The organism is Streptomyces sp. YIM S03343 (genome assembly GCF_054729195.1).
Genome location: NZ_JBPUKX010000001.1, coordinates 7,732,219 through 7,747,166 on the forward strand (window position 1 = coordinate 7,732,219; position 14,948 = coordinate 7,747,166).

The 14,948-nt window shown below is 65.8% G+C and carries 7 protein-coding genes and 3 rRNA genes; 7 read left to right on the top strand and 3 right to left on the bottom strand.

Annotated features, from left to right (window positions below; genetic code table 11):
* Positions 1-57 precede the first annotated feature (57 nt).
* On the top strand, positions 58-594 hold the full coding sequence (locus tag ACSYGN_RS34160) for an NUDIX domain-containing protein (protein ID WP_460402566.1): 537 nt from the start codon (positions 58-60) through the stop codon (positions 592-594).
* Here the strand turns inward: ACSYGN_RS34160 and ACSYGN_RS34165 are convergent.
* Positions 585-2,963 (bottom strand): glycoside hydrolase family 31 protein, encoded by a 2,379-nt coding sequence (locus tag ACSYGN_RS34165; RefSeq protein WP_460402568.1) that lies wholly within the window; start codon positions 2,961-2,963, stop codon positions 585-587. The two genes, ACSYGN_RS34160 and ACSYGN_RS34165, sit on opposite strands and share 10 nt — an antisense overlap.
* A gap of 174 nt (positions 2,964-3,137) precedes the next feature.
* On the opposite strand from ACSYGN_RS34165, the gene ACSYGN_RS34170 reads away from it, so the two are divergent.
* Together ACSYGN_RS34170 and ACSYGN_RS34175 are read left to right on the top strand one after the other, a co-directional pair.
* The gene (locus tag ACSYGN_RS34170; RefSeq protein ID WP_460402570.1) at positions 3,138-5,105 is read left to right on the top strand and encodes an acetoacetate--CoA ligase; all 1,968 of its coding nucleotides are present in this window, start codon (positions 3,138-3,140) and stop codon (positions 5,103-5,105) included.
* Positions 5,106-5,224: 119 nt separating this feature from the next.
* Positions 5,225-6,118 carry a hypothetical protein gene (locus ACSYGN_RS34175; RefSeq protein ID WP_460402572.1) on the top strand — a complete coding sequence of 298 codons (894 nt, stop codon included), beginning with the start codon at positions 5,225-5,227 and terminating at the stop codon, positions 6,116-6,118.
* 90 nt (positions 6,119-6,208) lie between these two features.
* Here the strand turns inward: ACSYGN_RS34175 and ptsP are convergent, their stop codons facing one another.
* Together ptsP and ACSYGN_RS34185 are read right to left on the bottom strand one after the other, a co-directional pair.
* Positions 6,209-7,879, bottom strand: a complete 1,671-nt coding sequence (gene ptsP / locus ACSYGN_RS34180) for a phosphoenolpyruvate--protein phosphotransferase (protein WP_460402574.1) — start codon at positions 7,877-7,879, stop codon at positions 6,209-6,211.
* A gap of 122 nt (positions 7,880-8,001) precedes the next feature.
* Positions 8,002-8,451 carry a PTS sugar transporter subunit IIA gene (locus ACSYGN_RS34185; RefSeq protein WP_460402576.1) on the bottom strand — a complete coding sequence of 150 codons (450 nt, stop codon included), beginning with the start codon at positions 8,449-8,451 and terminating at the stop codon, positions 8,002-8,004.
* Positions 8,452-8,977: 526 nt separating this feature from the next.
* On the opposite strand from ACSYGN_RS34185, the gene ACSYGN_RS34190 reads away from it, so the two are divergent.
* The 4 genes from ACSYGN_RS34190 (at position 8,978) to ACSYGN_RS34205 (ending at position 14,840) form a co-directional block, all read left to right on the top strand.
* A 16S ribosomal RNA gene (locus tag ACSYGN_RS34190) occupies positions 8,978-10,503 on the top strand.
* A gap of 294 nt (positions 10,504-10,797) precedes the next feature.
* A 23S ribosomal RNA gene (locus tag ACSYGN_RS34195) occupies positions 10,798-13,917 on the top strand.
* 88 nt (positions 13,918-14,005) lie between these two features.
* Positions 14,006-14,122, top strand: a 5S ribosomal RNA gene (rrf, locus tag ACSYGN_RS34200).
* Together the 16S, 23S and 5S rRNA genes form the textbook arrangement of a ribosomal RNA operon.
* 109 nt (positions 14,123-14,231) lie before the next feature.
* The gene (locus ACSYGN_RS34205; protein ID WP_460402578.1) at positions 14,232-14,840 is read left to right on the top strand and encodes a CDP-alcohol phosphatidyltransferase family protein; all 609 of its coding nucleotides are present in this window, start codon (positions 14,232-14,234) and stop codon (positions 14,838-14,840) included.
* Positions 14,841-14,948 lie beyond the last annotated feature (108 nt).

Sequence of the window (14,948 nt, forward strand, 5' to 3'; positions counted from 1 at the left end):
CACGGTTTCGGGCCACCCCGCAAGACGCCGCGCCCGTGATCGGATACAGTCCGCGACGTGTCCGAAATTCAGCCTTCCACCGTCAACTCCGCGCCCGGCTCGCACTGTTCGAGCTGCGGATCGCCCTACGGAGAGGGCGTCTCCGGCTGGCCGCGTACCTGCCCCGCCTGCGGCACCGCGGCCTACCGCAACCCGCTGCCGGTCGCGATCGCTCTCCAGCCCGTGTACGACACCAAAGGCACCGCCCTGGTCGTCATCACCCGGACCATCGCCCCCGCGCGCGGGCGCACCGCACTGCCCGGCGGCTACATCGACGACCGCGAGGACTGGCGGCATGCCGTCGTCCGCGAACTCAGGGAGGAGACGGGCATCGACGCGCCGAGCCACGACGTACGTCTCGTCGACGCCATGAGCTCGCCCGACGGCCATCTGCTGCTCTTCGGCCTGCTTCCCGAACGCCCCGCCGCCGGGCTGCCGGAATCCGCTGTCACGGACGAGACAGAAGGCTGGCACCTGCTGCGCAGACCGGAGGAACTGGCCTTCCCACTGCACACTCTCGCCGTGCGGGCCTGGTTCGGCGGCCGCTACGTCTGAGCCGGCCGCTCGCCCAGCCCCCGTATGCGTACCGGGTACGGTGGCTCACCGGCGCGCTCCTCCTGCTCCCGCGTGACCACCACCCGCTGCCCCTGCCAGCGGACGGCATACCGCTCGATCTCCGGCTCCTCCCACCCCTCGGCCGGGTCCGGCACGACCAGCCCGCCTCCGGTGCGCCCCCGGACCGGCGCCCAGACCTCCAGCTCCAGTCCGCCGTCGCTGCCCCGCACAGGTATGACAGCACCCGCGCGGGCCAGCACCGGGATCCGCGCCAACGGCGCGTCGACCAGGACCTGGCCCGGCCCCTCGTACACCCGCTCCGTCACCGTGTCGTACCAGCGCCCTGGCGGCAGCTGCACCGCGCGCCGATCGGTGCCCGGGGTGAGCACCGGCGCCACCAGCAGGCAGTCGCCCAGCAGGAACGTGTCCTCGCAGTCACGCAGCACGCGGTCCTCCGGCGCACCCCACCACAACGGCCGCACATAGGGCGCCCCGGTGCGCCGCGCGAGATGCGCCAGCGTCATGAAGTACGGCAGCAGTCTGCGACGCTCGACGAGCGCCACGCGCGCGTGCGCGAGCACCTCCGGGCCGAACTCCCAGGGCTCCCGGCGTCCCGCCCGCAGACTCGCGTGCGTGCGGAACAGCGGCAGCCACGCACCGAGCTGGAACCACCGCAGGAAGAGCTCCGGCGACGGACTGCCGTCGAAACCCCCGACATCCGGCCCCGAATACGGCACCCCGCACAATCCCAGCCCCATCACCAGCGACAACGAGGCCCGCAGCCCCCGCCAGCCGGTCGCCACATCACCGGACCACGTACCCCCGTAGCGCTGCATCCCGGCCCAGCCGGACCGTGAGAACAGAAACGGCCGCTCACCGGGAGCCAGCTCCCGCAGCCCCTCGTAGGCGGCCCTGGCCATGCACAGGGCGTACACGTTGTGCGCCTCGCGATGGTCGCCGCCGACCCCCTCCAAGGCGTGCCGGGCCGAACGCGGCAAGGTCGACTCGCCGAACGCCGTGAAGGACGTCGGCTCGTTCATATCGTGCCAGAACCCGGCGAATCCCTGGCCCAGCCGTTCCTGGTACAGCCCGCCCCACCATGCCCGCACGCGCGCGTGCGTGAAGTCCGGGAAGACCGACTCCCCGGCCCACACCACGCCCCGCACCAGCCTCCCCGACCTGTCCCGCACGAAGGCGTCCGCATCCGCGCCGCTGTCGTACACGGCATTGCCCGGCGCCGCCTTCACCGCCGGATCGACGATCGACACCAGCCGGATCCCCTCGCGGCGCAATTCCTCGGCCAGCACAGGCAGCTTGGCGAAGTGCTCCTGGTCGACCGTGAACACCTGGTGCTCGTCGTAGTGATCGATGTCCAGATGAACGGCGTCCAGGGGCAGCCCGTGCTCCCGGTACCCGGCGACGATCCGGCGCACCTCCTGCCGGCTGCCGAAACCCCAGCGCGCGTGATGGTGACCCAGCGCCCACGCGGGCGGCAGCGCCGGCGCGCCGGTGAGTGATGCCCAGGCGAGCAGCACGCGTGCGGGAGTGCCCACGATCACCCAGCAGCGCAGCGGACCGCCGTCCATCCTCAGCTCGCACGCCCCTGCCCGGTCGTGCCCGGAACCGGCGCCCTCCTCGCCCTCCCGGAGCGTCAGAGTGCCGTCCCAGGACGTGTCGTGGAACGCCAGATGTGTCGCAGCGTCGGCCACCACCAGCTGCACAGGCATGGTGATGTACAGCGGATCGTCCCCGGGCCCGAACGGATGCCCCGGATCCGTGTTCCACAGCCGGTATGTGCCGTCACGCAGCCGCGGCCCCGAGGCGCGCCCGCCCAGACCGAAGAAGCGGGCGTCGGCCGCGACCTGTGAACGCTGCATCCAGCGTGCGTCGCCCCCGCCCTCCGGCTCCCACCAGCGCGGCGGCAGATCGCGCCGCAGACTCACCCCGCCCGGCGTGGCGACCTCCACCGCGCCGAGCCGGGAGACCGTCACCGTCGCCCGCTCAGCCACCACCCGCCAGCCGCCGTCCTTGTCCGGCTCCAGGACCGCTCGGGGATCCGGCTCCGGGCAGCGCCCCGCGAGCGCGTACGACGGCTCCGGCTCCGCCCCGTCCCAGCCCCAGAACACGGCCCCGTTGACGGCCACCAGGATGCGCAGCTCGGAGCGGCTGAAACGGATGACACCGCCCCCCGGCCCGGGCACCGCCTCACGGACGGGTCCCGGCACCCGCGCACGCTCGGCACCCCTCGGCGGCAGCCCGGCCGCGTCGGCACGCCGCCTGCGCCACGCCGCCCGCACGGCGCGCAACCCCAGCGCGGCCCCCGCCGAACCAACCGTCCTCACCGATCGCACCAGGTCATGACCGTCCATGTTGATCACCCTGCCACCGATCGGCCCACGCGCGCTTGTCGTTCAACTGCCGTTCACCTGCACTGGGAGCACATATTCATGACACGGACCAAGCCGACCGCGCCCTGGTGCGGTCGGCGATCACATGGCATCGTCCCTGTCACCGTGTCACGCTCACAGCCCGGGAGTCGCCGCATGCCGACCGTGAACCCCCAGCCCCTGTGGCAGCCCGATCCCGAACGGATCGCCCAGGCACGGATCACCGGCTTCCAGGCATGGGCGGCCGAGCACCACGGCGCGCCCGCCGAAGGCGGTTACGCCGCGCTGCACCGCTGGTCCGTCGACCAGTTGGACACCTTCTGGAAGGCCGTCACGCAGTACTTCGACGTACGGTTCTCGACGCCCTACGAGCGCGTGCTGGGCAACCGCACCATGCCCGGCGCCGAGTGGTTTCCCGGCGCGACCCTGAACTACGCCGAGCACGCCCTGCGGGCGGCACAGACCCGCGCGGACGAACCCGCATTGCTGTGCGTGGACGAGACCCACGAGCCACGGCCCGTGACCTGGTCCGAACTGACCCGCCAGGTAGGCTCCCTGGCCGCAGAACTCCGCGCCCTCGGAGTACGCCCAGGCGACCGCGTCAGCGGCTACCTCCCCAACATCCCGCAGGCCGTCGTCGCCCTCCTGGCCACGGCCGCCGTGGGCGGCGTGTGGACCTCCTGCGCACCCGATTTCGGCGCCCGCAGCGTCCTGGACCGTTTCCAGCAGGTCGAACCCGTCGTCCTGTTCACCGTCGACGGATACCGCTACGGCGGCAAGGAGCACGACCGGCGGGAGACGGTCACGGAACTGCGCCGTGAACTGCCCACTCTGCGCGCCGTCGTCCACATCCCCCTCCTCGGCACCGAGACGCCCGACGGTGCTCTGGAATGGTCCGCGCTGACCGCCGCCGACACGGCACCCGTCTTCGAACCGGTCACCTTCGACCACCCTTTGTGGGTGCTCTACTCCTCGGGTACGACCGGCCTCCCCAAGGCCATCGTGCAGTCGCAGGGCGGCATCCTCGTCGAACACCTCAAACAGCTCGGACTCCACTGCGACCTCGGCCCCCGGGACCGCTTCTTCTGGTACACCTCGACCGGCTGGATGATGTGGAACTTCCTCGTCTCCGGCCTGCTCACCGGCACCACGGTCGTCCTCTACGACGGCAGCCCCGGCCATCCGGACACCGGCGCCCAGTGGCGGGTCGCGGAGCGCACCGGCGCCACCCTCTACGGAACCTCGGCCGCGTACGTCATGGCCTGCCGCAAGGCCGGTGTGCGCCCCTCGCACGACTTCGACCTCTCGCGGGTGAAATGCGTCGCCACCACAGGCTCGCCCCTGCCGCCCGACGGGTTCCGCTGGCTGCACGACGAGGTCCGCGACGATCTGTGGATCGCCTCCGTCAGCGGAGGCACCGATGTCTGCTCCTGCTTCGCCGGAGGCGTGCCGACACTCCCCGTCCACATCGGCGAGCTCCAGACGACCTGCCTCGGCACCGACCTCCAGTCGTGGGACCCGGACGGCCGCCCCCTCGTCGACGAGGTCGGTGAGCTCGTGGTCACCAACCCCATGCCGTCCATGCCGATCTACTTCTGGAACGACCCCGACGGCAGCCGCTATCACGACAGCTACTTCGACACCTACCCCGGCGTCTGGCGCCACGGCGACTGGATCACGGTCACCTCCCGCGGCTCGGTCGTCATCCACGGACGCTCCGACTCCACCCTGAACCGCCAGGGCGTCCGCATGGGGTCCGCCGACATCTACGAGGCGGTCGAACGGCTCCCCGAGATCAGGGAGTCCCTCGTCATCGGCATTGAACAGCCCGACGGCGGCTACTGGATGCCCCTGTTCGTCCACCTCGCCCCCGGAGCCGTCCTCGACGACGCGCTCCTCGGCCGCATCAGGCAGACCATCCGCGAACAGCTCTCTCCGCGCCATGTACCCGACGAGATCATCGAAGTGCCCGGTATTCCGCACACCCTCACCGGCAAGCGCATCGAGGTCCCGGTCAAGCGCCTGTTGCAGGGCACCGCGATCGAGAAGGCGGTCAACCCTGGGTCCATCGACAACCTCGACGTGCTGCGCTTCTACGAGGAGCTGGCCCGCAAACGCGCCTGACAAGCCCCGGAAAGCCTCTGACCTGCACGAACAGGTGCAAAGAAGCCCGGCCGACTCCCGTTGTCAGTGCTGCCGGTTACTGTGAGTGAGCATTGATCGACTGCGCACAGGGGGAACACATGGCCTACACCGAGCACGAGCATCTGCGACGAGTCCTGCGCCGCGAGATCGCCGGCACCATCGGAGTGCTCACGGACGAGCACGACTTCCGCGCCATGCGGCACTACCGCAGCTTCGTCTTCGACGACCACATCACCTACCTCAAACAACTGGAGGACCTGCTCAAGGCCCGAGCCGCACAAGGCAGCCACACCACACTCACACTGTTCGACCCCGGGGCGTACGCCGCGTACTGCGCCGAGTCCGGCCTGAACCCCGACATCGCCGCGAGCCGCAGCCGCTTCACGGCCGAACTCGCCACCACCGGCCCCGCCATCCCCTACGACGGCCGCCCCCTCGCCGAACTCGTCCCGGACCTGGTCGACCGCTCCATCCGCCGGACCACCTGGGAGCACGCGAGCATCCTGCTGACGCGCCTCGGCCCCTGCGCCGGCTGCGGCGAGGACATCGGCCACGAGGCCTTCCGGTACGCCTCGGAGCTGCTCGTCCGCGTCCTCAACACGGCCAGGCCCGGCCACCGGCATCTGGTGTGCAGCGTCTCGGGCACACCGGAGACGCTCATCTCCGTGCTCCACGCCGATACGGACCCGGCGGGTACCACGGAGCTGGACGAGACAGAAGCCCTGGAATTCACCACCGTGCTGGCCCTGGGCATCGCCGTGGACAACCCCGGCGGCCTCGTCATGCGCATCACCACGCCCGGCGCCACCGACCTGGTCTACGGCTGGCGGCTACGCGACGGCGGCCTGGAACCCCTGACCGCGGGCGAGGTCTTCGACGCCTACTGCACCGACGGCGACTCCGGCGACCTCATCGCCCCCGAGTCCGGCGTCGACTACTGCGTACCCCCCGGCCTCTGGACGGACGACGAGCCGCCCGGACACGTCCACTGACGCACCAGGGGCGCCCCACCGAACGGTGGAGCGCCCCTGGAGAACGAACCGCACGAGCCGACCGGCGCGGGGCCGGACCGGCTCTACGCGCTACTCGCCGGACAGCACCGACTGAGCCGCCTGACGCGCATCCGCGGCGCTGTCCGCGGCCCGTGCTGCGGCCGCGGCACGTTCGCACTGCGCCAGGGTGTGCTGGGCGAGAGCGGCGCGGACGTAGGGAAGCGACGCGGCACCCATGGAGAGGGAGGTGACCCCCAGACCGGTCAGCACACACGCCAGCAGCGGGTCGGACGCGGCCTCGCCGCAGACACCGCAGCTCTTGCCCTCGGCCTTCGCCGCCTCGGCGGAGAGCGCCACCAGGTCGAGCAGCGCGGGCTGCCACGGGTCCTGGAGGCGGGACACCGCACCCACCTGACGGTCGGCGGCGAAGGTGTACTGCGCAAGGTCGTTCGTGCCCAGGGACACGAACTCGACCTCCTGGAGGATCGAGCGCGCACGGAGAGCGGCCGACGGGATCTCCACCATCGCGCCGAACTTCGCATGCAGTCCGGCCTCGCGGCACGCGTCGGCGAATGCCTTGGCGTCGGCGCGGTCCGCGACCATCGGCGCCATGACCTCGAGGTGCACCGGCAGACCCTCGGCGGCCTTGGCGAGCGCGGTCAGCTGGGTGCGCAGCACCTCGGGGTGGTCGAGCAGCGTCCGCAGACCGCGCACGCCGAGCGCCGGGTTCGGCTCGTCCGCGGGGGTCAGGAAGTCCAGCGGCTTGTCCGCACCCGCGTCGAGCACACGCACCACGACACGGCCCTCGGGGAATGCCTCGAGCACCTGACGATAGGACTCGACCTGCTTCTCCTCGGACGGCGCGTTCTTGCTGTCGTCCAGGAAGAGGAACTCGGTCCGGAACAGGCCGACGCCCTCGGCACCGGCCTCGACCGCGGCCGGCACATCCGAAGGACCGCCGATGTTGGCCAGCAGCGGGATCTTGTGACCGTCGGACGTGACACCAGGGCCCGTCGACGAGGCGAGCGCCGCCTTGCGCTCGGCAGCGGCGGCCTCCAGCGCGGCCTTCTTCTCCTCGCTGGGCTCCACGAAGATCTCGCCGGTGCTGCCGTCCACAGCAATCACCGTACCCTCGGCGAGCTCACCGACGCCCGGCAGCGCGACCACGGCCGGCACGCCGAGCGCCCGCGCCAGGATGGCGCTGTGGCTCGTGGGCCCGCCCTCCTCGGTGACAAAACCGAGGACGAGCGTCGGGTCCAGCAGCGCGGTGTCGGCGGGCGCGAGGTCACGTGCGACCAGCACGTACGGCTCGTCGCTGTCCGGCACACCGGGCATCGGCACACCGAGCAGCCGCGCGACGATGCGGTTGCGCACATCGTCGAGGTCGGCGACCCGACCGGCGAGATACTCACCGGCGCTCGCCAGCAGGTCCCGGTATGCGGCGAACGCGTCGTAGACGGCGCGCTCGGCCGTGCTGCCGACGGCGATCCGCCGGTCCACGTCCGCGATCAGCTCGGGGTCCTGGGCCATCATGGCCTGCGCCTCGAGCACTGCCTGGGCCTCGCCGCCCGCCAGGTTGCCGCGCGCCATCAGGTCGGCGGCCACAGCCTCCACGGCCTGACGGGCGCGCCCCTGCTCACGCTCCGCTTCCTCCGTAGGGATCTGCGTGGTGGGCGGTTCCAGCACCGCAGTTCCCATGTGGCGAACCTCGCCGATCGCCACACCGTGGCTCACGCCGACGCCTCGCAGCGTTGTGTCCATCTCACCTGTCTCCGAATAGGTGCGGCGGGTCCCGCCGCCGCGGTGGTTCTCTTACTGGCCGTCGATGAGACGGCGTTGGCCTGTGAGCCAGATCAATGCAGGTAAAGATCAGCAGGCTGCGGTCACTGCCAGGTGAAGAGGGAGTCGCCCGCCTTCACGTCGCCCTCCTCACGGAGTTCGCCGAGCGAGTCGGCGGTTGCCTCGAGCGCCACGACCGGGCACACCGGGGACTTGCCGGCGGCCTCGACGGCGGCCGGGTTCCAGCGCACCACGCTCTGTCCGCGGGTGACGGTGTCGCCCTTGCTCACCAGTAGTTCGAAACCCTCGCCATTCAGCTGCACGGTGTCGATGCCGAGGTGGGTGAGCACGCCGTGGCCTTCGGAGTCGACGACGACGAAGGCGTGCGGGTGAAGGGAGACGATGATGCCGTCCACGGGTGCGACAGCCTCGGAGGGCTCACGCACGGGGTCGATCGCCGTGCCCGGGCCGACCATGGCGCCGGAGAACACGGGGTCCGGCACGCCGGCCAGTCCGACGGCGCGACCTGCGAGCGGGGACGTCACGGTGGTCATGGGAAGCCTCCCGGTATGGGGTTGAATCTTGGGCCATCACTGCTTGTCCCGGACGGCGCGCTGTGCAGCAGCGTAAGTCATACGAGCACACAGAGCCCCATCCGTGGTCTAGACCACTAGCCTAATCGATTTGCAAGGGCTCTGGCGCCACGTGTAGAGTCGTACCTCCGCTCGGGGGTGGGCAGCGCGATCAGCGTGTTCAATCGAGCGGCATCCAACTTGTCAGATCCTAATCTCCATATCGCCTTCTGCGTGTCCGCAGAACGGTGGTCGGAGGGCCGGAAAAACACTGATAGTGTTGGAAACACCGAAGGGAAGCCCGGAGGAAAGCCCGAGAGGGTGAGTACAAAGGAAGCGTCCGTTCCTTGAGAACTCAACAGCGTGCCAAAAGTCAACGCCAGATATGTTGATACCCCGTCTCCGGCCGGATCTCCGGTCGGGACGTGGTTCCTTTGAAGAAAAATACAGCGAGGACGCTGTGTACGAGGGGACTATTCCTCCTCTCGTACCGCTCCCGTGAAAAGCATTCACGGAGAGTTTGATCCTGGCTCAGGACGAACGCTGGCGGCGTGCTTAACACATGCAAGTCGAACGATGAACCACTTCGGTGGGGATTAGTGGCGAACGGGTGAGTAACACGTGGGCAATCTGCCCTGCACTCTGGGACAAGCCCTGGAAACGGGGTCTAATACCGGATACGACCTGCCGAGGCATCTCGGCGGGTGGAAAGCTCCGGCGGTGCAGGATGAGCCCGCGGCCTATCAGCTTGTTGGTGAGGTAGTGGCTCACCAAGGCGACGACGGGTAGCCGGCCTGAGAGGGCGACCGGCCACACTGGGACTGAGACACGGCCCAGACTCCTACGGGAGGCAGCAGTGGGGAATATTGCACAATGGGCGAAAGCCTGATGCAGCGACGCCGCGTGAGGGATGACGGCCTTCGGGTTGTAAACCTCTTTCAGCAGGGAAGAAGCGAAAGTGACGGTACCTGCAGAAGAAGCGCCGGCTAACTACGTGCCAGCAGCCGCGGTAATACGTAGGGCGCAAGCGTTGTCCGGAATTATTGGGCGTAAAGAGCTCGTAGGCGGCTTGTCGCGTCGGTTGTGAAAGCCCGGGGCTCAACCCCGGGTCTGCAGTCGATACGGGCAGGCTAGAGTGTGGTAGGGGAGATCGGAATTCCTGGTGTAGCGGTGAAATGCGCAGATATCAGGAGGAACACCGGTGGCGAAGGCGGATCTCTGGGCCATTACTGACGCTGAGGAGCGAAAGCGTGGGGAGCGAACAGGATTAGATACCCTGGTAGTCCACGCCGTAAACGGTGGGAACTAGGTGTTGGCGACATTCCACGTCGTCGGTGCCGCAGCTAACGCATTAAGTTCCCCGCCTGGGGAGTACGGCCGCAAGGCTAAAACTCAAAGGAATTGACGGGGGCCCGCACAAGCAGCGGAGCATGTGGCTTAATTCGACGCAACGCGAAGAACCTTACCAAGGCTTGACATACGCCGGAAAACCCTGGAGACAGGGTCCCCCTTGTGGTCGGTGTACAGGTGGTGCATGGCTGTCGTCAGCTCGTGTCGTGAGATGTTGGGTTAAGTCCCGCAACGAGCGCAACCCTTGTTCTGTGTTGCCAGCATGCCCTTCGGGGTGATGGGGACTCACAGGAGACTGCCGGGGTCAACTCGGAGGAAGGTGGGGACGACGTCAAGTCATCATGCCCCTTATGTCTTGGGCTGCACACGTGCTACAATGGCAGGTACAATGAGCTGCGATGCCGTGAGGCTGAGCGAATCTCAAAAAGCCTGTCTCAGTTCGGATTGGGGTCTGCAACTCGACCCCATGAAGTCGGAGTTGCTAGTAATCGCAGATCAGCATTGCTGCGGTGAATACGTTCCCGGGCCTTGTACACACCGCCCGTCACGTCACGAAAGTCGGTAACACCCGAAGCCGGTGGCCCAACCCCTTGTGGGAGGGAGCTGTCGAAGGTGGGACTGGCGATTGGGACGAAGTCGTAACAAGGTAGCCGTACCGGAAGGTGCGGCTGGATCACCTCCTTTCTAAGGAGCATCTAGCTGCCGCAAGGCAGCCAGAGCCACTACGCCGGCGAATGTCCGGCGGTGGTCAGCTCATGGGTGGAACGTTGACTACTCGGCACACCTGGACCTCAGTGTCTTCCCAGTACTGCTTCGGCGTGGAACGGAACGATGAGAGGGCGGGGGTGTCGGGCACGCTGTTGGGTGTCTGAGGGAATGAACTCCCTCGATGCCGGCCCCAGTGAACTCGTGCTTCGGTGCGGGGTGATGGGTGGCTGGTCGTTGTTTGAGAACTGCACAGTGGACGCGAGCATCTGTGGCCAAGTTTTTAAGGGCGCACGGTGGATGCCTTGGCACCAGGAACCGATGAAGGACGTGGGAGGCCACGATAGTCCCCGGGGAGTCGTCAACCAGGCTTTGATCCGGGGGTTTCCGAATGGGGAAACCCGGCAGTCGTCATGGGCTGTCACCCGCTGCTGAACACATAGGCAGTGTGGAGGGAACGAGGGGAAGTGAAACATCTCAGTACCCTCAGGAAGAGAAAACAACCGTGATTCCGGGAGTAGTGGCGAGCGAAACCGGATGAGGCCAAACCGTATGCGTGTGAGACCCGGCAGGGGTTGCGCATGCGGGGTTGTGGGATCTCTCTTCTGCTGCCTGCCGGCAGCAGGACGAGTCAGAAACCGTTGATGTAGGCGAAGGACATGCGAAAGGTCCGGCGTAGAGGGTAAGACCCCCGTAGCTGAAACGTCAGCGGCTCGTTTGAGAGACACCCAAGTAGCACGGGGCCCGAGAAATCCCGTGTGAATCTGGCGGGACCACCCGCTAAGCCTAAATATTCCCTGGTGACCGATAGCGGATAGTACCGTGAGGGAATGGTGAAAAGTACCCCGGGAGGGGAGTGAAATAGTACCTGAAACCGTGTGCCTACAAGCCGTGGGAGCGTCGGAGTGTGCTTGCACACTCTCGTGACTGCGTGCCTTTTGAAGAATGAGCCTGCGAGTTTGCGGTGTGTTGCGAGGTTAACCCGGGTGGGGTAGCCGTAGCGAAAGCGAGTCCGAACAGGGCGTTCAGTAGCATGCTCAAGACCCGAAGCGGAGTGATCTAGCCATGGGCAGGTTGAAGCGGAGGTAAGACTTCGTGGAGGACCGAACCCACCAGGGTTGAAAACCTGGGGGATGACCTGTGGTTAGGGGTGAAAGGCCAATCAAACTCCGTGATAGCTGGTTCTCCCCGAAATGCATTTAGGTGCAGCGTCGTGTGTTTCTTGCCGGAGGTAGAGCACTGGATAGGCGATGGGCCCTACCGGGTTACTGACCTTAGCCAAACTCCGAATGCCGGTAAGTGAGAGCACGGCAGTGAGACTGTGGGGGATAAGCTCCATGGTCGAGAGGGAAACAGCCCAGAGCATCGACTAAGGCCCCTAAGCGTACGCTAAGTGGGAAAGGATGTGGAGTCGCAGAGACAACCAGGAGGTTGGCTTAGAAGCAGCCACCCTTGAAAGAGTGCGTAATAGCTCACTGGTCTAGTGATTCCGCGCCGACAATGTAGCGGGGCTCAAGCGTACCGCCGAAGTCGTGTCATTGCAGTACATACTCCCAACGGAGACTGTGATGGGTAGGGGAGCGTCGTCTGCCGGGTGAAGCAGCCGCGGAAGCGAGTTGTGGACGGTTGACGAGTGAGAATGCAGGCATGAGTAGCGATTCACACGTGAGAAACGTGTGCGCCGATTGACCAAGGGTTCCTGGGTCAAGCTGATCTGCCCAGGGTAAGTCGGGACCTAAGGCGAGGCCGACAGGCGTAGTCGATGGATAACCGGTTGATATTCCGGTACCCGCTGTGACGCGAAAAGCATCGAATCCGGTGATGCTAAGCCCGTGAAGCCGTTCCCTTTCGGTTTACCGTTGGGGAAAGTGGTGGAGCCGGTGATCCGAGCTGGTAGTAGGTGAGCGATGGGGTGACGCAGGAAGGTAGTCCATCCCGGGCGGTGGTTGTCCCGGGGTAAGGGTGTAGGACGAGTGGTAGGTAAATCCGCCGCTCATGTGTCTGAGACCTGATGCCGAGCCGATTGTGGTGAAGTGGATGATCCTATGCTGTCGAGAAAAGCCTCTAGCGAGTTTCATGGCGGCCCGTACCCTAAACCGACTCAGGTGGTCTGGTAGAGAATACCGAGGCGTTCGGGTGAACTATGGTTAAGGAACTCGGCAAAATGCCCCCGTAACTTCGGGAGAAGGGGGGCCACGCCTGGTGAGGGGATTTTCTCCCTGAGCTGGGGGTGGCCGCAGAGACCAGCGAGAAGCGACTGTTTACTAAAAACACAGGTCCGTGCGAAGCCGTAAGGCGATGTATACGGACTGACGCCTGCCCGGTGCTGGAACGTTAAGGGGACCGGTTAGCTCCATTTCGGTGGGGCGAAGCTGAGAACTTAAGCGCCAGTAAACGGCGGTGGTAACTATAACCATCCTAAGGTAGCGAAATTCCTTGTCGGGTAAGTTCCGACCTGCACGAATGGCGTAACGACTTCTCGACTGTCTCAACCATAGGCCCGGTGAAATTGCACTACGAGTAAAGATGCTCGTTTCGCGCAGCAGGACGGAAAGACCCCGGGACCTTTACTACAGTTTGATATTGGTGTTCGGTTCGGCTTGTGTAGGATAGCTGGGAGACTGTGAAACTGCCACGCCAGTGGTGGTGGAGTCGTCGTTGAAATACCAGTCTGGTCGTGCTGGATGTCTAACCTGGGTCCGTGATCCGGATCAGGGACAGTGTCTGATGGGTAGTTTAACTGGGGCGGTTGCCTCCTAAAGAGTAACGGAGGCGCCCAAAGGTTCCCTCAGCCTGGTTGGCAATCAGGTGTTGAGTGTAAGTGCACAAGGGAGCTTGACTGTGAGACCGACGGGTCGAGCAGGGACGAAAGTCGGGACTAGTGATCCGGCGGTGGCTTGTGGAAGCGCCGTCGCTCAACGGATAAAAGGTACCCCGGGGATAACAGGCTGATCTTCCCCAAGAGTCCATATCGACGGGATGGTTTGGCACCTCGATGTCGGCTCGTCGCATCCTGGGGCTGGAGTCGGTCCCAAGGGTTGGGCTGTTCGCCCATTAAAGCGGTACGCGAGCTGGGTTTAGAACGTCGTGAGACAGTTCGGTCCCTATCCGCTGCGCGCGCAGGAGTCTTGAGAAGGGCTGTCCCTAGTACGAGAGGACCGGGACGGACGAACCTCTGGTGTGCCAGTTGTTCTGCCAAGGGCATGGCTGGTTGGCTACGTTCGGGAGGGATAACCGCTGAAAGCATCTAAGCGGGAAGCCTGCTTCGAGATGAGGACTCCCACCCACTTGATGGGGTAAGGCTCCCAGTAGACGACTGGGTTGATAGGCCGGATCTGGAAGCCAGGTAACTGGTGGAGGTGACCGGTACTAATAGGCCGAGGGCTTGTCCTCAGTTGCTCGCGTCCACTGTGTTGGTTCTGAAACCACGAACAGCCCCACGTGCTTTATTGCGTGGTGCGGCTGGACAGTTTCATAGTGTTTCGGTGGTCATAGCGTGAGGGAAACGCCCGGTTACATTCCGAACCCGGAAGCTAAGCCTCACAGCGCCGATGGTACTGCAGGGGGGACCCTGTGGGAGAGTAGGACACCGCCGAACTCCTTTTACAGCTCTGGCTCTCGGGCGCCTCGCCCGGGAGCCAGAGCTTTTTTGTGTTGAGGTAGGGTCGGGGAGCATCGTTGGTTCGTTTCCCTCAGGAGGCCCCCGGGTGGAGGTCCAGGAGACCCGTGTCCAGACGGACCGGGTCCTCACCATCCCGAATATCCTCAGCATGGCTCGCCTGGCCGGCGTGCCGCTCTTCCTGTGGCTGATCCTGAGGCCGGAGTTCGGGGGCCCGCAGAGCGACGGCTGGGCGCTGCTGGTGCTGGCCCTGAGCGGAGTCAGCGACTACCTGGACGGCAAGCTCGCGCGTCGCTGGAACCAGATCAGCAGCCTCGGCAGGCTCTTGGACCCCGCGGCAGACCGGCTCTATGTTCTCTCGACTCTGCTCGGCCTGACCTGGCGGGGGATTCTGCCGCTGTGGTTGACCGCTGTACTGCTGGCGCGCGAACTGGTCCTGCTGGTGATGGTGGGCATCCTCAGACGCCATGGGTATCCCCCGCCGCAGGTGAACTTCCTCGGGAAGGCGGCTACGTTCAACCTGATGTACGCCTTCCCGCTGCTTCTGCTCAGTGACGGCAGCCGCTGGATCGCGTCACTCGCTGCGATTTTCGGATGGGCGTTCGCAGGTTGGGGTACAACGCTCTACTGGTGGGCAGGAGTCCTCTATGTAGTGCAGGTCCGCCGCCTGGTCCGTGCGGACGCCATGGCCGATTGAGCTCGCTGATTGTCCGGGCGTAGTGGCTCGATGGCCCGCCGCGGAAAAGTGCGGGACAATCTGGACGGGTGAAGTCGGCTAGACCGTCGTCTCTTAGAGGAGGACGCT